This window comes from Flagellimonas nanhaiensis, assembly GCF_003382275.1.
Taxonomy (GTDB): Bacteria; Bacteroidota; Bacteroidia; order Flavobacteriales; family Flavobacteriaceae; genus Flagellimonas; species Flagellimonas nanhaiensis.
Map to the genome: position 1 here is coordinate 1,206,424 of NZ_QTJX01000001.1, position 17,987 is coordinate 1,224,410.

Here is a 17,987-nt window from a genome sequence, read left to right on the forward strand (position 1 = left end):
TTAAACACAGACATTACAATTTAATGTTCTCTACCCCATGCTTTTTGTTGTCAAATTGCTTTATTTGTAGGTATAAAATTTTTAACATGAAATACCTCTACACTTTCTGCTCCCTTATTTTTTTATTTTCCTGCGCTGAAAAAAAACAAGATAAAACCGAGACCCTTGAAGAAAAAGCGCAAAGAATACATGACAAAGTCATCACAATTGACACCCATGATGACATCAATGTGAAAAACTTTACTGATAGTATCAATTACACACAAAACCTTGATACACAGATTAATCTACCCAAGATGGACGCAGGTGGACTGGATGTAGCCTGGCTCATAGTCTACACAGGTCAAGATTCGTTGACCACTGAAGGATACCAAAAGGCTTCTGAAAATGCCATGGCAAAGTTTGAAGCTATCCATAGACTTTGTGATACCTATGCTCCTGACCAAATTGAACTTGCCCTTACTTCAGATGATGTTCGAAGAATCACGGAATCTGGCAAAAAAGTTGCCATGATCGGTGTTGAAAATGCCTACCCAATTGGAGAAGATCTTGCCAATTTTGAAGATTACCATGCCCGCGGAGCAAGGTATATTTCATTGTCCCATAATGGACATAGCCAATTCTGCGATTCCAATACCGGTGAAAAAGATAGCATTTGGCTTCATAATGGTTTAAGTGACCTGGGTAAAAAAGCTGTAAATGAGATGAATAGATTAGGAATGATGATTGATATCTCCCACCCTTCCAAAGAATCTATGATGCAAATGATAGCACTTTCAAAAGCCCCAATAATAGCCTCCCATTCCTCCGCCAGGGCACTATGCAATCACAGCAGGAACTTGGATGATGAGCAACTCTTGGCATTGAAAGAAAATGGTGGTGTGGTTCAGACCGTAGCATTCAGTTCTTATTTGCATACCGAAAAGCATGAAGCTCGTGCAGCCCATATGAAAGAAATATATAAAAGTGTTGCAGATTCCTTGGGAGTGGATTGGTACGAACGTTCTCAGTTCTCCTCTCTGAGCAAGGAACAACGAGAAGCATTTATAAAAGTTTATCCTAAAGTCACCAAGTTGGCGAGGGAGCTTGCCAGTAAAGATTCAAGTGCTCCTCCTGCAGTTAATGTATCTGATTTTGTAGACCATATCGATTATATGGTGAAGCTCATAGGTATTGATCATGTTGGTATCAGTTCCGATTTTGACGGTGGTGGCGGTATCGAGGGCTGGTCTGATGCCTCAGAAACCTTCAACGTTACTTTGGAATTGGTAAAACGTGGTTACACAGAAGAAGAAATCTCCAAACTATGGGGTGAAAACCTCCTTAGAGTTTTGGACGAAGTTCAGAGTATAGCGGCAGGCCTTTAACTAAGGCCTGCCCTCCTCTTCTTTTTCCTTTTGGGCCAATCGGTCCTTAACGTATTCTATTTTGGTCTTACCATGCGGTTTGGGGTTTCCCTTATCGTCCAGGTTTACCATGATGATGTTGTCAACGGTAACAATACTCTCATGGGTCATCTTATTTCTTACCTCACAGTTCAAGGAAATTGAAGTGACCCCAAATTTGATGACATCAATGCCAATTTCAATAATATCGCCTTCAGCGGCGGTGCTCATGAAATTGATTTCGGACATGTATTTTGTGACAACTTTTTTGTTCTCCAATTGAATAATACTGTAAAGTGCGGCCTCTTCGTCAATCCAAGCCAGTACTTTACCTCCAAACAAGGTACCGTTGGCATTTAAATCTTCGGGTTTTACCCATTTTCTGGTATGAAAACGCATTGCAGGAAATTTTAGTCAATGATTATGCTGCAAAGTTAGCCCATAACCAAGATTTGCAATAGAAACTACCTTGGAATGATAACCGAATTATCATTTTAGAATAATTCGACACTCGCAGGTGACAACTAAATAATTATTTCCACCTAGATTAAGGAATTACAAACCGAAATCCTATTAGAATAATTTGCTTTGGGGTTGAATCAAGGTTTGTGGAATGGTAAGCCCGCAATCCAATCTTTTGTTGAGTCTTTCTATAAAATAGGCTGATAACAAAGGGGATTCCAATTCTATATTTTGATGAACAAAATAATGGACGTTTTTCAATCCCTTTGCCTTCCAGGTTTCAAGCCGGTCTATCCAATCGTTCATGCGGGAATAGTCAGATTCATGATTTGCTCCAACATATCTAATAAAAGCTTCATTGTTGGTAAGTCTCATATGCATAAGATCTCTCCTACCCGCTGTGTCCACAAGAATATTTGCGATGTTATTCTCCTCCAATAGATGATATAGCTCTTGGGAAACTTTGTCATCGTTGAACCAATCCGTATGCCTAAACTCTATGGCCAGAGGGAATTCTTTTGGCCAATACTTAATGAACTGCTCTACCCTGTCCCAATTCTTCGGCCCAAAGTTGTTGTGCAACTGCACAAAAATGGTCCCCAACTTTTCTTTTAGAAGTGAAGTGACCTCAAGATAGCGATCTACAATATCATACACCTTATCGTTAAGTCTTCGCAAATGGCTTACTTCATTGGTCATTTTAGGAAAAAACTTGAAGTTTTCCGGAGTTTTGTCATACCATTTCTCATATTGTTCCCCAGGAAAAATTCTATAGAATGTAGCATTGAGCTCAATACTATTAAACTGAGCGGAATAATAGGCCAGTTCATCTTTGGTTCCTCTTGGATAAAAATTCTTCAGATCCTGTCTGTTCCATTTGGCACAGCCCACAAATATTTTGCTTTCTCCAATATCTTTATACCTTGCCAATACCACTTCGGTATCCGGGTGGTCTTCTGGAAACGTGAAATCTATCAGTTCTGGGTGGTCTACCTTACCAAATTTCATATACAAGCTTTATCCTATAAAGTTACGGATTATAAGTAAGAGGGAAACTGGCAAAGCAACTATCGATTACTACATTAATTCCTTAAATTGTAACATTTTCCATATTGAGCTTACTAACAATGTAATTCAAATAAAAACCTATTAAATGAAAACAATCAAAACTGTATTTCTTGCATTAACATTGGCACTTGCTGCTCCTACTCAAGCCCAAAGCGTTGATGAAATCCTTAGCAACTATTTTGAGAACATAGGAGGCGCTGACAACTTCAAACAATTGGAAGGACTCAAATTTGACGGTACCGGTAGTCAACAGGGTTTTGAATTTCCAATCTCGATGGTTCAACTCAAGGACGGCCGACAGATGTTTTCTTTCACATTTCAAGGAAAAGAAATCAAGCAGGGGGTTTATGATGGCGAAATTCTCTGGAACACAAATTTCATGACCATGAAAGCCGAGAAAAGTGACGCTGAACAAACAGCCAACTTTAAATTGAACACCAATGATTTTCCAGATTCTTTCATGGACTACAAGGACAAAGGCTACACCGTTGAGCTACTTGGCACCGAAACTATGGAAGGTGCGGATACATTTAAGGTCAAATTGGTAAAAGAGCCAATAACCGTTGACGGGGTCGAGGAGGAAGATGTTTCTTTCTACTATTTTGACACAGAAGACTTTGTACCGATTGCTGTGGAGGCAATGGTTAGAACAGGTCCTGCCAAAGGCAAAATGTCCAAAACCGTGATGAGCGATTATCAAGAAGTTGATGGTCTATATTTTCCGTATTCAACCACGCAATATGTAGATGGTAATCTTATGTTTACGATGACCCTGGAGAACATTGAGCTCAATCCAACTGTGGAAGCTTCGGAATTTGCATTCCCAGAAGATATTGCAGAGGAAAAAGAGTAACCATATCACAACAATCAATCTAAAATGAAAGGAAAGTATATTGTTTCCCTAGCATTTTTAATGCTAGCGGGACTGTTCGTTAATGCTCAGCAGACTTTGGCAAGCATTAAGGGCAAACAATTGTTCGGAGACCTAAAGGCGCGTCACATAGGACCGGCCTTGATGAGTGGTAGAATCAACGACATGGCGGTGCACCCAACCAACAGCCGTATTATTTATGCCGGTTCAGCTGGTGGAGGGGTATGGAAATCCAGTGATGCTGGGGTTTCGTTCAATCCCATTTTTGACGACTATTGCCAGTCCATTGGGTCGGTTGCCCTAGACCCCAATGACCCAGACAATACTATTTATGTTGGAACAGGTGAAACTTGGACCAGAAATAGTGTATCTGTTGGGGATGGACTTTATAAATCTGTAGATGGAGGTGCCAATTGGGCCAAAATCGGATTTGAAAATTCAGAGCGCATTGCCAATATCATTGTAAACCCGGAAAATTCCAAAGAAATCTATGTTGGAGTTCTTGGAGCTCTTTGGGGGGACAGTGAAGAGCGTGGTGTATTCAAAACCACTGATGGTGGGGAAACCTGGGAAAAACTACTGTACATCAACGCTAAAACAGGATGTGCCGACCTGGCTATGGACCCGAAGAATCCAAATGTGATGTACGCATCTATGTGGGAGTTCAGACGCACTGGGTGGTCTTTTGATTCAGGAGGAGAAAACAGTGCACTTTATAAAACAACAGATGGAGGTAAAACCTGGAACAAAATCCATAATGGTTTTCCAGAAGGCAAATTAGGACGTTTGGCCATTGCCATTGCTCCATCCAATTCCAATGTTTTATATACTGTGATTGAAGCTGAAAAAGATGAGCGCAAAGGGCTTTATCGAAGTGATGATGCCGGAGAATCTTGGAAGCAACTGAATAACGATTTCGGAATTACGGTTCGTCCATTCTATTTCTCTAGGATTGTTGTTGACCCTCGCGATGAGGATGTTGTGGTAAAAGGAGGTCTTTTTGGTTCAATTTCAAGAGACGGCGGTAAGACTTTCAAAAACCTGGGCAACATGCATGCCGATATTCATGATATTGTTTTCAGCATTAAAGACTCCGACATCATGTACGTTGGTACAGATGGAGGTGTCTACCGAAGCTGGGATGGCGGCAATACCATGGAAATTGTACAAAATATGCCTCTAAGTCAGTTCTATCATATCAGTATTGATGATGCAGAACCTTATAATGTATATGGCGGATTGCAGGACAACGGTTCTTGGTGGGGACCTTCCTCCTCCCCTGGCGGTGTTGAAGCTCGGGATTGGAACTCTTTAGGGTTCGGAGATGGTTTTAGGGTACTAAAACATCCTACCAAAAGTATTGTGTATTCGGAAATGCAGGGAGCACAAAATGTGTGGCGTATTGATACCGAAAAGAACCTGGTAAAAACAATTCAACCCCTTCCAACTGAGGAAAAGCAGAAACTCAGATTCAATTGGAATGCTCCCATGGCCGTAAGTAAAAATCAGCCGGACAGATTCTATATGGGTAGTCAGTTCCTGCACAAATCCGAGGATATGGGAGAAACTTGGGAGATAATCTCTCCTGACCTGACAACCAATGATCCTGCTAAACAAAACCAGGAAGATTCGGGAGGACTTTCCACAGACAACTCTGGTGCAGAGAACCACACCACTATTTTTACTATCGCCGAGTCACCGTTGAATGAAAACGTGATTTGGGTTGGAACTGATGATGGTAACGTTCAAGTAACCCAAGATGGAGGAAAGACCTGGACAAATACCATTGCCAATATCCAAGGTTTACCTCAAAATACCTGGTGCTACCATATTGAGGCCAGTACTTTTGATAGTGGCACGGCCTACGCTGTATTTGATGGGCATACCCAAAACGATAAAACTCCATATGCCTACAAAACCACTGACTATGGCAAAACATGGACCAATATCATCACTGATGATGTGTATGGTTTTGCAAGAAACATTCAAGAGGACTATGTTAACCCAGACCTATTGTTCCTTGGGACAGAATTTGGGCTGTATATAACCATGGATGGAGGCAAGAATTGGAAAAAGTTCACCAACAATATGCCTTCGGTTGCTGTGCATTTTATTGACCTGCATAAAGGAACCAACGATTTGGTCATGGGAACACATGGAAGGGGCGTAATCATCTTAGATGATATTTCACCACTTCGAGAAATTAACGAAGAAGTATTGAACACCACCCTACATTTCTTTGATACGCAGCCTACGGTAATTGACGAAACCAGTACATTTTCTGGAAATTTTGGAACAGAGACAGAATTTAAAGGCTCAAGTAGATCAAACAATGTACGCCTTACCTACTTCCTGAAAAAGCGTCATACTTTTGGAAAAATGGGTATGGAAATTAAAAACGACCAAGGAAAGGTGGTTGCTACAATTCCGCCAGGAAAATCCAAGGGAGTCAATATTGTTGAATGGAACTACAAACTAAAGCAACCTAAAATTGCAACAGGGAAAACCTTTAGCTTTGGAGGGTTTACTGCCCCACAAGTACCAGCAGGCACTTATACGGCGGTAATGACCAAAGGTAAGCAAACCTTCGAGCACAATTTTGAGCTGGTCTATGATTCAAAGTCTAAACTAAGTGTAAAAGACAGAGATGATAAGAACGGGACCACCATGAAGCTCTATGACATGACCCAAGACCTTGCTTTTCTTGTGTATGAGGTTGACCAACTGCTTGCAAGTGCCGAAGAAAATAGAGATAAGAAAACATTGGCCAAGCTTAATGAGCTAAAAGAAACCTTGGTCATTACCACTGGGGACAACTATGTGGGCAGTGCGGAGCCACAACTCAGGGAAAAAATGGCAAATCTGTACAGCAAGGTAGCTGCTAGCTACGATGCTCCTACTCCTGATGACCTTCAAAACCTTATGGTTATTTCAGAAAGATTTTCGCAGGCAAGGGAAGATTTCACAAAAATCAAGAACAAATACTTGAAAAAACAGACCGTAGAGCTAAAAAGCTTTGAGGACTTTTTGAAAGATTAAATCTCTTTGAAATCAGCAAAAGAACCACCCTATTTCAGGGTGGTTCTTTGTTTATAACGCAGTTGAAAAGTAATCTGTAAAGGTCAGCACCCAAAAATTGTATTAAGTAATTTTATTAAAACTTACAACCATGGATGCACGGTCCAAGAGTCTTCTGGACATCCGGCCAGAACTCAAACAAGCAATAGTACATGATGATATGAGTGAGGGTGAGCGTTTTCAAAATGAAACCTTACGACCTATTATCAAGTTGCAAAACCTTTTGTTACTTGAGGCTTTCAAGAATTACGCAAACAAACATAAAGGTGTTTTTTTTGAGCTTCCCCTGATAAAACGTCTTGAATATATTGAGCGCGCTATTCAGAAGGACATCAAATTTCGAAACTCCCTTAAGGGTATGGTCATTGGTCAGTTCATCGTTGAAGAATACAGAACTTATATTTTAAACAGTTCGGCACTCAACAAACGTATGATGAACATGGTCATTGAGAGATTAAAAGATCAAGTACAACTTTTGGAGAACGGTGTACTAGTCTAAAATGGACTCTCCGTTAAGATTTGTAGTCAATATATCACTCATTAGATCAAAATAGGGCCTAATGGCCTTGAATGATTGGTCTACTTCTGAAATGAAAGACTTGGAAAGCACTTCTTTGTCGGAAAATTTTCTAACAAAAATAAACTGCTTCATTTTGATCAAGTCAATATCTGGGTGATCCTTGTCAAAACCTTTCGGCGCTGTTTTCACTCCATCTCCTTCTATATCACCCCATATCTTTTTAAATGATGGTTCGTTGATGACCTTGCGAAAATCAGAGGCATCCATTTCAAGTTCCTTACGTATTCTGAACAGGTCTTCTTTGTTGGGTTCCCAAAATCCAGTTGCCAAAAAAGATTCTCCCGGTTTAATGTGGACGTAGTACCCTCCCCTTAAATGGGCTCCCAACCTTGAAAAAGAAGCAGCCAAATGGGTCTTGTAAGGAGTTTTGTCTTTGGAAAACCGAACATCCCTATAAATCCTGAACATTTTCATTTTTTCAATTTCATCATGTTGGTTTAAATGCTCCTTGACCTCTTCAAAAAAAGATTTAAGGTCAGCTTCGTGACTCTTGAAGGTGGTCTTGTTCTCTTGAAACCAATCCTTGTTATTGTTTTTTGCCAGTTCTTTCAGAAAATCTATGGCACTTTTGGAAATTGTTGAATTGCTCACGGCTCTAAGTTGATGTGTTATTTTTAAGCTAAAGTTAGCTATTTATATGACCGTGTGGTAAGGATTTGGCTAATTTTAGACTATTATTTCTCAATATGGACAAGCAACAAATAATCGAAGAGCTGCAAAGGCACAAAAAACAACCCTATTTAGACTATAGATTAAAAGAAGAAACTGAAAGTTTTACAAATCTTCTTTTCTATACATTGTTTGATGTAAATACTCCAGTTGCCAAAAACGTGGATGTTCTGGAGGAAAAATTCAACAAGCTGGTCAATATGGCCTGTTGGGAACTGGAGAGTCCCTGTACCAAAGTTTGGGAAAACTATTTGGCCAAATTGCCCGAAATCCTTGAAAAATTGAACTTGGATGCCGAAGCTATTCTAAGTTGTGACCCCGCTTCTTTATCTATTCAGGAAATTTATATGGCCTATCCAGGGTTTTATGCCATTGCAATATTCAGGTTGGCCCATGAACTGCATGTTCAAGGCTTTCCATTGGTTCCAAGATTGATGACGGAATATGCACATAGACAAACCGGAGTGGACATCAACCCAGGAGCGCAAATAGGTAAATCCTTTTTTATAGATCATGCTACAGGTGTGGTCATAGGAGAAACCGCAGTTATCCATGACAATGTCAAGATCTACCAAGGAGTTACCTTGGGAGCCCTTTATGTGGCCAAAAATCTTGAGAAGACCAAACGGCATCCTACGATCATGTCCAATGTCACCATCTATGCCAATGCCACTATTTTGGGAGGGGAAACCGTAATTGGTGAGAACTCGGTAATTGGTGGTAATGCCTGGATTACTGCATCCGTCCCTCCAAATTCTACTGTGTTCCACAAACCCGAGATAAAAATAAAAACTGCTCCAACCAATGTCTAAAACCATTCTAGACCTAATAGGCAATACTCCTTTGGTGGAGTCCAAAATATTGAACAAAAATCCAAACGTACAACTCCTCTTTAAGCTTGAAGGTCAAAACCCTGGAGGTAGTGTTAAGGACAGACCGGCCCTGAATATGATCAAAAGTGGTCTGGAGCGAGGAGATATTTCCAAGCAATCCAAGTTAATTGAAGCCACCAGCGGTAACACCGGCATTGCTTTAGCAATGATTGCTGGTATTTATGGATTGGATATAGAATTGGTTATGCCCGAAAACTCCACCAAGGAACGGGTACTGACTATGAGGGCTTATGGTGCCAAAGTCACATTGACTTCTTCCGATGTTGGAATTGAGGGCGCCCGGGACTACGCCGAAGCAAAGGTGAAGAATGAAGGTTATCAGATGATCAACCAATTTGCCAATGACGACAACTGGAAGGCCCACTACAAAACTACCGGACCAGAAATTTGGCAAGACACTCAAGGCAAAATCACCCATTTTGTTTCCAGTATGGGAACCACGGGAACTATTATGGGAACCTCTACTTTTTTGAAGGAACAAAATTTCGATGTCCAAATTGTTGGGGTACAGCCCACGGACAATTCAAGAATACCGGGAATCCGAAAATGGCCAGAAGCCTATTTGCCCAAAATTTTTAATCCAAAAAAAGTGGATACCGTTATGGAAGTGAGTCAACAAGAGGCTGAGATTATGGCAAGACGATTGGCCAAGGAGGAAGGTATTTTTGCCGGTGTAAGTAGCGGCGGTGCGGCAGCAATGGCATTAAAATTGGCCGAATCCCTTGATAGCGGTATCATTGTTTCCATTGTTTGTGACCGAGGAGATCGTTATTTGTCCTCCGATTTGTTCGACTAGATCAATCTAGGACAATCTTCAGCTTATCCCAATATTCATCAAACTCACTGAGATTGTTGTGGGCCCCATTTTCAATGGTGAACATTCTTTTATTACTATGGGGAATGGCTTCAAATAATTTTCTTCCAGATTCATAGGAGACCACCTCGTCTTCCGTACCATGGAAAATATAAATTGGCACTTCAACATCCTGAACATGCTCAAATGAAGGAATTTTATACTTTAAAAAATGCTTTGTGGGCAAATACGGAAAACGTTCGCTGGCCACATCCATCAAACTATAGAACGGGGTTTCCAATACCAACATTTTTGGACTTGAGGTCGAAGCCAAATTTGTTGCGATTCCTGTACCTAGGGAGCGGCCATAAATAATTAATTCACTTTCGTCATAGTTTTTAAGTGCATGCTCATAGAACAATTTTGCGTCATCATAAAGTACTTTTTCACTGATTTTCCCTGTGCTTTTGCCATAGGTGCGATAGTCCATCACCAGAACATCATAATTGAAGTCCGTAAAACGGGACACAATTTCACCCCATCGTGAAAGATCTCCAGCATTGCCATGAAAATATAAGATTAACCCTTTAGGGTTATCTGCATAAAAGTGAAGCGCATTTAACCGTGCCCCATCAGAAGTTTCAAGGAACAGTTCTTCAAACTCAACGTTGAAAGTATAAGCATAATCTTGGGGTAGTTTTGTGGGCAAAAAAATTAGTCGTTCCTGTAATAAATAGAGCATAGTAGTGATAAGGGCTAAAAGAATTAGGCCATAAAGGACCAAACGTTTAAGCTTTTGCATTGGCACGTTTTGAGGAATGTTTCACATTGATACTTGAACCTTCTAAATTTACTTTTTTAGGTCTACTTGTAACAATTTCCTCCAGCATTTTATGGTACGATTCAAAATTGTTCAGATTCTTATGCCCCCCTCCTATTACCGTATAAAGTTTGGTGAGTTCAGGTTTTATCTTGGAAAGTTTCACACTGGTTTTATAAGGAATCAGCCGATCATCCGTGCCATGAATGATATGTATGGGGCAATTGACATACTTTAACCATTTGTATGTGGGCATGGGAAATTTAATGAGTAATGACAAAGGCATGAAAGGGATGTATTTCTTTGCAACTTTGCTCAAACTATAATAGGGAGCATCTAAAATAAGCATCCTGGGATTGTTCATGGACGCAAGTTTGGCCGCAAAGCCAGACCCCATGGAACGCCCATACAGAATAATGTACTTTTCGGAAACCTTTTCCCTTATTTTGTTGTAGACCACCTGCATGTCTCGCTTAATAGCTTTTTGAGATCTTCTTCCTGTGCTTTTTCCAAAACCTCTATAATCTACCATGATCACATCATAACCATGTCTGGTAAAATCAACCGCAAACTTCCCCCAACCTTTTATGCTTTTGGAGTTACCCTTTAGATAAAAAACCACCCCTTTGGGGTTTTGGGACTTAAACCGAAGCCCATTGATCGTAGCTCCATCACGGGTTTCAAAATTATGTTCTTCTATTTCCTGATTGTTATAAAAAAATTCAAAATCCTTAGGGAGTTTTTCTGGTTTGAACAGAAAATAATCCTGAAGGAAATAAAGCAAAACGCTGATTAGTAGGTAAACCCCCAGCACAACCACTAAAATGAAGAGCCAGTATTGCATACATTGGTCATTTCACCCAAAATACAAAAATTCCAAATACCCATGGTTATGATCTTATAAATCAAATATTTGGATCGATATTGTAACAGATTCTGCAACTTGTTGTCTTATGACTATAATCATCAATCAAAAAACGTCATGACCACCGTAACCACATCCGAATCCAAAAGTAGAATTGAGATTATTGATGCATTAAGGGGTTTTTCCCTTGCAGGTATAGTTATTGTACATATGGTTGAAAACTACATTGGAGCCCCTACTCCAGAAGTTTTCAATAATGCCGTCCATCAAGGTATTCCCGATTATATTGTGGATGGGTTTATTGGCTTTTTGCTTCGAGGTAAGTTTTTTGCACTCTTTTCATTTCTTTTTGGCCTAAGTTTTTTCATTCAGATGGATAATGCTGCCCAGAAAAACGAATATTTTGGAGGCCGTTTTCTATGGAGATTGATATTGCTATTTGCAATAGGTTATGTACACAGTTTGTTCTATGCCGGAGATATTCTCACCATTTATGCTATGTTGGGAGTGCTCCTCATACCTTTTTATAAAATAGAAAGTAAATGGGTATTGGGTTGTGCAGCGCTACTATTTCTTGGTTTGGGAAGGTACATTGTATTCTATTTTACCCAAGGCGACAACATGTTTGGCAATTTGAACCCGATGGGCAACGATCCAAATGTTCTGAAATATTATACTGTTCTAAAAGAGGGTTCTTTCACCGATGTACTCTCTACTAACGGTTACTATAGCCATCTAAACAAATTGGATTTTCAGTATGGTGTTTTTGGTAGGGGCTATCTAACTTTTGGTTTCTTTCTTCTTGGGCTGTATGTTGGTAGAACAGGATTCTTCAAAAAATATAAAGAGAGCAAAAAGTTGGTGAAACGGACTTGGATTTGGTCATTGGTAGTCTTTCTGGTTTCCGGAGCACTTATGGCCGTTATTTTTGGAAGCATGGGAGAAAATGTTTCATTTGATAATTGGCAAGCTATGCTAGGACTTACGGCTTTTGACCTTAACAATGTGGCCATGACCTTCATCTTACTAAGTGTATTTGTAATTCTTTATAAAAGAATGAAACCCCAGAAGTGGCTTTCCAAATTTGCCCCATATGGCAGAATGGCCCTCACCAACTACGTTTTTCAAAGTATTGTTGGGACATTCCTCTTATTTGGCTGGGGATTGGGTCTTATCGGAGAACTAAGGAATATCTACACCTTTGGACTTGCAATCCTTGTGGTCATTGTACAAATGGTATTGAGCAAGTGGTGGTTAAAAAAATTCCAATATGGCCCCCTAGAATGGTTGTGGCGCAGTGCAACCTTCTTCAAGACTTTCCCTATGAGAAAGAGGTAAATACGAACCAGCAGGAATTCAATTTTCTGCTTATCCAACATAGTTGCTGTTTTATCGAATAGTTAAATATTGTGTAAGAAAAAGTTACTTTATTTGCTGTAATATGAGTACATCCCAAATCAAACAGTAACGTATGAACCTACTTTCCAAAATACTTCCCTGGAAAACAAATGGCATCATTATCCTGATAACCCTTTTGGCATTGGTGGTATTGAACTTCTATGGAATCTACACCAATAAATTCTATTTCTTTAAGCCAGATAACTACATTTTTCCGCTACTAAGTATTATTCATTTTGTGTATCTCTATGTGGTTTGGTTCAAGATTACAGAGCACGAACCGCCCGACCCAAAAATGAGAAATCTAGAATATGCTATGTACGCCGTGGTAGTGGTCTATCTTTACAAAATTTACGATAGTTTTCTGGTAATCAGCTCATTTTCAGAATATGAGGAACATGTTATCCCAGCCTCATTTATACCTGTCGCCACTTTAACCATTGTGCTTTATTGCTTACTGGCCTTGCTTACCTTATTTTCATTTTGGCAAAGAAAGCGATATGTAGGGGTTTATAATTTTGAAAATTATAACGACAACCTGAATATTTGGCAATAATCATTACGGTTATAGCCCACTGATATAACTACCATAGAGGTCTTTGAATTGAAATCCCTGTACAAAGCGCTGTTTGCTTAGTTTTTTATGGGCTACCAATCCCCAAAGAAGCAATTCTTTCAAGAAATAGGAATCTTCCTCGGTAAGTTCTGGTTGATGCTGGTCCAATAAATCTTTTAGCGGGCGAATTGAATCCAATTTTGATTTGTATTCCGCATCGGTATCTTCATCGAGAAGTTCAAATCCTTCACCGTTGAAAAACCAACTGATCAAATCATCGTAGGCCGTTTCAGCATCTTTGCGCTGTAATTTGTCAATCTTAGGAAAATAGTTAGGAAACATAGATTTGATAGCATCTTCAACAAGTGTTTGTGCCACAAAACCGGCTCCCTCCTGCTCTCCCTCATATACCAGCTCTATTTTCCCAGTGATTGAGGGAATAACTCCCATAAAATCACTTAAACGTAATGTAGTTTTGGTATCACCTGCCAGCATGGCCCTTCTCTCTGCGGTACTGAGCAAATTTTCAAAGGCTGTGATACTCATCCGAGCACTTACTCCACTTTTTGCATCCACATATTCGCTGTTTCGAGCTTCAAAACTGATTTGCTCCAACAAATCCATGGCAACATCGGGCACATAAACAGAATCCGATTGTCTTTGGTCCAATTGGGCCTCTTGTTGGGTTATTCTCTTGGCAATTTCAATACTTTCCGGATAGTGGGTGAGAATCTGTGAGCCAATCCTATCCTTGAGTGGGGTTACAATGCTCCCCCGATTGGTGTAATCTTCCGGATTGGCAGTGAATACAAACTGAAGGTCCAATGGTAATCTCAATTTAAACCCACGGATTTGAATATCCCCTTCCTGAAGAATATTGAAAAGTGCAACTTGAATCCTTGCTTGAAGGTCAGGAAGCTCATTGATTACAAAAATGCAACGATTAGCACGAGGAATCATTCCAAAATGAATGACACGATCATCCGCATAGGAAAGTTTTAAATTGGCCGCCTTTATAGGGTCGACATCACCAATTAAGTCTGCTACGGTTACATCGGGTGTGGCCAGTTTTTCATAAAACCGTTCATCTCTATGAATCCAACTAATTGGGGTTTTATCTCCCTTTTCCTTTATCAATTCTGTAGCAAACCTGGAGATGGGATTTAGTGGGTCGTCATGGACTTCAGAACCTTCAATAATAGGCATCCACTCATCCAACAGTTGCACCATCAATCTTGCCAATCGAGTTTTGGCCTGTCCGCGCAATCCCAATAGATTAATGTTATGTCGGGATAATATGGCTCTTTCAAGCTCTGGGATGACCGAGTTTTCATAACCCCAAACCCCATGAAATGTTTCTTCTCCGCTTGCAATCTTTCCCAATAGATTTTCGCGTAACTCATCCTTTATACTTTTGCTCTGGTATCCAGCTGCCTTTAAATCTCCAAGGGTCTTTATTTTGTTATGATTCAATTTCATGCCTATATATGCTATCCTTTGATTCGTTTTTTTCTGTTCTGCTCGTAGTCTTCAAAAATCATTTCGCCCAATCCCTTTAAACCAGTATACAGCGCTTTTCCTTTGTTGGCTTGGGTAAATTCCCTCACAAATTGCATCAGATATGGATCTTCCGCAATCATGAAAGTGGTAATGGGGATATGTAGTTTTCTAGCCTGTTGTGCCATAGCATAACATTTCTCCACAATATAATCATCCAACCCCACACTGTTTTTATAGTACTCTCCATTGGGAAGCCTTAAACAGGAAGGTTTACCATCGGTAATCATAAAAATCTGCTTGTTGGTATTCCGTTTTCTCCGAAGCATGTCCATAGCCAGTTGCAACCCTGCGACCGTATTGGTATGGTAGGGTCCTACCTTTAGGTAGGGCAAATCTTTTATTGGAATGGGCCAGGCATCATTGCCAAAGACCAAAATATCCAGCGTGTCCTTAGGGTATCGGGTGGTGATCAGTTCGGCCAAGGCCATAGCGACTTTTTTTGCGGGCGTAATTCGGTCCTCGCCATATAGAATCATGCTATGGCTGATGTCAATCATGAGCACGGTGCTCATTTGGGCCTTGTGCTGGGTATCTTCAACCACCAAATCATCTTCATTCAATGAAAATCCATCCAAACCATGATTGATCTGAGCATTTTTGAGGCTTTCCGTCATGGAAATATGCTCCAGAGCGTCTCCAAACCGATACTCCCTGAATTCCCCGGTATGTTCATCTCCTCTACCGGATTTTCCGGTCCTGTGGTTCCCGGAACCGCTTCTTTTTATTTTTCCGAAGATTTGATCTAGAGCCCGTTGGCGTAACATCCTCTCCAGTTTGACTGTCATGGAAAGTGTTCCGTTACCACTGCCATCCTCATCGCCATCTCCTTCTTCGCCCTCGCCAAGCTCCCCATCGTCCATATCAAATTCCTCTCGAATGAAGCCTTTTGCCTTTAAATCTTCAATAAAATCGTCAATGGTATAATCCTCGTCGGTAAGCTCATATTCCTTGTCCAACTCGCGAAGCCAATCCAAGGCTTCCTCCACATCTCCGGAAGTATGCGTAATAAGTTCTTGAAAAATCTCAAAGAGCTTTTCAAATGGAGTTTGGTCAGGAGCTTCGTAGGTAGTAAACCGAAACCCTTTTCTTGTGTTCATAGCCATTACATAAAATTAAGGTATTTCCCTGTAAAGGCTTGGTATTTAAAATAAACTTAACGCTCTTGTTTAAGCTTGCGCTACTTATGTCTTTTTTGAAGTGTTTGTACAATATCCTCTAATTTGAATCCCTTGGCCTGCAACAAAATCAAATAATGAAACAATAGATCGGCACTTTCGTTCAAAAAAAGCTCATCATCATTGTCCTTTGCCTCTATCACGGTTTCCACGGCCTCCTCTCCTACTTTTTGGGCAATTTTATTGATGCCTTTTCTAAACAGAGAAGCCACGTAGCTGTTTTGGTTCTCCTTATCATTTTTTCTTGAAGTTATGACTTCTTCCAATTGGGATAGAAAACCATATTCTTGTTTATTGGCTTCTCCCCAACAAGTATCGGTCCCTTTATGACAAGTAGGTCCGATAGGTTTAACAAAAATCAACAGTGTATCACTATCGCAATCATTTTTTATACCAACCAATTCCAAAAAGTTGCCGCTTTCCTCTCCTTTCGTCCATAGACGGTTCTTGGTCCTACTAAAAAAAGTTACTCTTTTGGTCTGTTGGGTTGCCTCAAGTGCCTCCTGATTCATATAGCCCAACATTAAAACGTTTTTGGTCTTCGCATCCTGAATGATTGCTGGAACAAGTCCATCTACATTTTTTGAAAAATCTACTTCCATGTCTGAAATCTTGGGTCACCTTGAGCGGAGTCGAAAGGTCATGATTTCTCGACTGCGCTCGAAATGACAAATTTGTTTATAATCTTACCGGAATTCCTTCCTTTTTCAATTGTTCTTTAAGATAATTTATTTCTATTTCCTTAAAGTGAAACACGCTGGCCGCCAAAGCAGCATCCGCCTTTCCATCCTTGAACGTGTCGGTAAAATGCTTCACCTTACCGGCCCCTCCAGAGGCAATTATGGGAATATTGACCAACTCTGACAACTGGGCCAAAGCACTATTGGCAAAGCCATTTTTGGTACCATCATGATTCATGGAAGTGAACAATATTTCACCCGCACCCCGCCTTTCTACCTCCAGGGCCCATTCAAACAAATCTATTTCAGTTGGGACCTTTCCACCTACCAAATGTACTTTCCAATGACCGTTAACTTGTTTGGCATCTATTGCCACTACAATACACTGGGAACCGAATTTGGCAACAAGCTCGTTGATCAATTCAGGTCTTTTTACTGCGGATGAGTTAATGGATACTTTATCAGCTCCATTTTTTAATAAAACGGCCACATCTTCCACAGAGGAGATTCCACCGCCAACTGTAAATGGAATGTTGATATTCTCGGCCACATGATATACCAATTCGGCCAAGGTCTTTCTTTTTTCCTCAGTAGCAGAAATATCCAAAAAGACCAACTCATCTGCTCCTTCTTTGGCATAAACCGAAGCCAGTTCTACAGGATCACCAGCATCACGAAGATCTACAAAGTTTACACCCTTTACGGTCCTTCCGTCCTTAATATCTAAACAGGGTATGATTCGTTTTGTAAGCATAATTTTTGTCACTCCGAACTTGTTTCGGAGTCTCATTTGAGTTATTCAATTTTCATAGTGCGACCCTGAAACTAGTTCAGGGTGACGTCGAACAATCCAATGTTCTTAGTGTTGGATTTTGCTCTTTGATTAAATTTATTTTCCATTCACGATGCCAATTTTTCAATTGTTTTTCACGTGCAATTGCTTGTTTGATATCTGAAAACACTTCAAAATAGACCAAATCCTTTAAATTATATTTTTTGGTGAATTTTGCACCGTTACCTTCATGATGTTCCACAATTCTTTTTGACAAATCAGACGTGACGCCAATATAAAACGTGGTTCTATATTTGTTGGTCATTATGTAAACAAAACTTTGCTTCATTTGTATGCACTCC

At 40.2% G+C, this 17,987-nt stretch carries 18 protein-coding genes; 8 read left to right on the forward strand and 10 right to left on the reverse strand.

Annotated features, from left to right (window positions below):
* Positions 1–86: 86 nt before the first annotated feature.
* A complete protein-coding gene (locus DX873_RS05480; RefSeq protein WP_116183487.1) occupies positions 87–1,367 on the forward strand; it encodes a dipeptidase in 1,281 nt (426 codons plus the stop codon).
* Here the strand turns inward: DX873_RS05480 and DX873_RS05485 are convergent, their stop codons facing one another.
* Both DX873_RS05485 and DX873_RS05490 read right to left on the reverse strand, forming a co-directional pair.
* Complete coding sequence (locus DX873_RS05485) at positions 1,368–1,784, reverse strand: acyl-CoA thioesterase (RefSeq protein ID WP_116183488.1); 417 nt, start codon at positions 1,782–1,784, stop codon at positions 1,368–1,370.
* A gap of 174 nt (positions 1,785–1,958) precedes the next feature.
* On the reverse strand, positions 1,959–2,855 hold the full coding sequence (locus DX873_RS05490) for a DUF72 domain-containing protein (protein ID WP_116183489.1): 897 nt from the start codon (positions 2,853–2,855) through the stop codon (positions 1,959–1,961).
* A gap of 145 nt (positions 2,856–3,000) precedes the next feature.
* Here DX873_RS05490 and DX873_RS05495 point away from each other — a divergent pair, with 145 nt between their 5' ends.
* The 3 genes from DX873_RS05495 (at position 3,001) to DX873_RS05505 (ending at position 7,363) form a co-directional block, all read left to right on the forward strand.
* Positions 3,001–3,768, forward strand: coding sequence for a LolA-like protein (locus DX873_RS05495; protein ID WP_116183490.1), 768 nt, complete (start codon positions 3,001–3,003; stop codon positions 3,766–3,768).
* A 24-nt stretch (positions 3,769–3,792) separates the two neighbouring features.
* Positions 3,793–6,825 (forward strand): WD40/YVTN/BNR-like repeat-containing protein, encoded by a 3,033-nt coding sequence (locus tag DX873_RS05500; protein ID WP_232520866.1) that lies wholly within the window; start codon positions 3,793–3,795, stop codon positions 6,823–6,825.
* Between the two features lie 130 nt (positions 6,826–6,955).
* Positions 6,956–7,363, forward strand: coding sequence for a glyoxalase (locus DX873_RS05505; RefSeq protein ID WP_116183492.1), 408 nt, complete (start codon positions 6,956–6,958; stop codon positions 7,361–7,363).
* Here the strand turns inward: DX873_RS05505 and DX873_RS05510 are convergent.
* Positions 7,355–8,035, reverse strand: a complete 681-nt coding sequence (locus DX873_RS05510; RefSeq protein WP_116183493.1) for a DUF2461 domain-containing protein — start codon at positions 8,033–8,035, stop codon at positions 7,355–7,357. The two genes, DX873_RS05505 and DX873_RS05510, sit on opposite strands and share 9 nt — an antisense overlap.
* Positions 8,036–8,130: 95 nt before the next feature.
* Between DX873_RS05510 and epsC the strand changes: the two genes are divergently transcribed.
* The gene (epsC, locus tag DX873_RS05515) at positions 8,131–8,925 is read left to right on the forward strand and encodes a serine O-acetyltransferase EpsC (protein ID WP_116183494.1); all 795 of its coding nucleotides are present in this window, start codon (positions 8,131–8,133) and stop codon (positions 8,923–8,925) included.
* On the forward strand, positions 8,918–9,802 hold the full coding sequence (gene cysM / locus DX873_RS05520) for a cysteine synthase CysM (RefSeq protein ID WP_116183495.1): 885 nt from the start codon (positions 8,918–8,920) through the stop codon (positions 9,800–9,802). The genes epsC and cysM overlap by 8 nt, the downstream gene beginning before the upstream one ends.
* A 1-nt stretch (position 9,803) precedes the next feature.
* Here the strand turns inward: cysM and DX873_RS05525 are convergent, their stop codons facing one another.
* Entirely contained in the window at positions 9,804–10,601 is a 798-nt protein-coding gene (locus tag DX873_RS05525) for an alpha/beta hydrolase (RefSeq protein WP_116183496.1), read from the reverse strand.
* Complete coding sequence (locus DX873_RS05530; RefSeq protein ID WP_116183497.1) at positions 10,588–11,463, reverse strand: alpha/beta hydrolase; 876 nt, start codon at positions 11,461–11,463, stop codon at positions 10,588–10,590. The genes DX873_RS05525 and DX873_RS05530 overlap by 14 nt, the downstream gene beginning before the upstream one ends.
* A 138-nt stretch (positions 11,464–11,601) precedes the next feature.
* Between DX873_RS05530 and DX873_RS05535 the strand changes: the two genes are divergently transcribed.
* Both DX873_RS05535 and DX873_RS05540 read left to right on the forward strand, forming a co-directional pair.
* The gene (locus DX873_RS05535) at positions 11,602–12,822 is read left to right on the forward strand and encodes a DUF418 domain-containing protein (protein ID WP_147296609.1); all 1,221 of its coding nucleotides are present in this window, start codon (positions 11,602–11,604) and stop codon (positions 12,820–12,822) included.
* Positions 12,823–12,955: 133 nt separating this feature from the next.
* Entirely contained in the window at positions 12,956–13,438 is a 483-nt protein-coding gene (locus DX873_RS05540; RefSeq protein WP_232520867.1) for a hypothetical protein, read from the forward strand.
* 9 nt (positions 13,439–13,447) lie between these two features.
* On the opposite strand, the gene DX873_RS05545 is transcribed toward DX873_RS05540, so the two are convergent.
* From DX873_RS05545 to DX873_RS05565, 5 genes are all read right to left on the reverse strand, one after another.
* Positions 13,448–14,917 carry a MoxR family ATPase gene (locus tag DX873_RS05545; RefSeq protein WP_116183499.1) on the reverse strand — a complete coding sequence of 490 codons (1,470 nt, stop codon included), beginning with the start codon at positions 14,915–14,917 and terminating at the stop codon, positions 13,448–13,450.
* 11 nt (positions 14,918–14,928) lie between these two features.
* Positions 14,929–16,101 carry a vWA domain-containing protein gene (locus DX873_RS05550; RefSeq protein WP_116183500.1) on the reverse strand — a complete coding sequence of 391 codons (1,173 nt, stop codon included), beginning with the start codon at positions 16,099–16,101 and terminating at the stop codon, positions 14,929–14,931.
* Between the two features lie 74 nt (positions 16,102–16,175).
* Complete coding sequence (gene hisIE, locus DX873_RS05555; protein WP_116183501.1) at positions 16,176–16,775, reverse strand: bifunctional phosphoribosyl-AMP cyclohydrolase/phosphoribosyl-ATP diphosphatase HisIE; 600 nt, start codon at positions 16,773–16,775, stop codon at positions 16,176–16,178.
* A 76-nt stretch (positions 16,776–16,851) separates the two neighbouring features.
* A complete protein-coding gene (gene hisF, locus DX873_RS05560; RefSeq protein ID WP_116183830.1) occupies positions 16,852–17,607 on the reverse strand; it encodes an imidazole glycerol phosphate synthase subunit HisF in 756 nt (251 codons plus the stop codon).
* A gap of 76 nt (positions 17,608–17,683) precedes the next feature.
* Complete coding sequence (locus tag DX873_RS05565) at positions 17,684–17,974, reverse strand: GIY-YIG nuclease family protein (RefSeq protein ID WP_116183831.1); 291 nt, start codon at positions 17,972–17,974, stop codon at positions 17,684–17,686.
* Positions 17,975–17,987 lie beyond the last annotated feature (13 nt).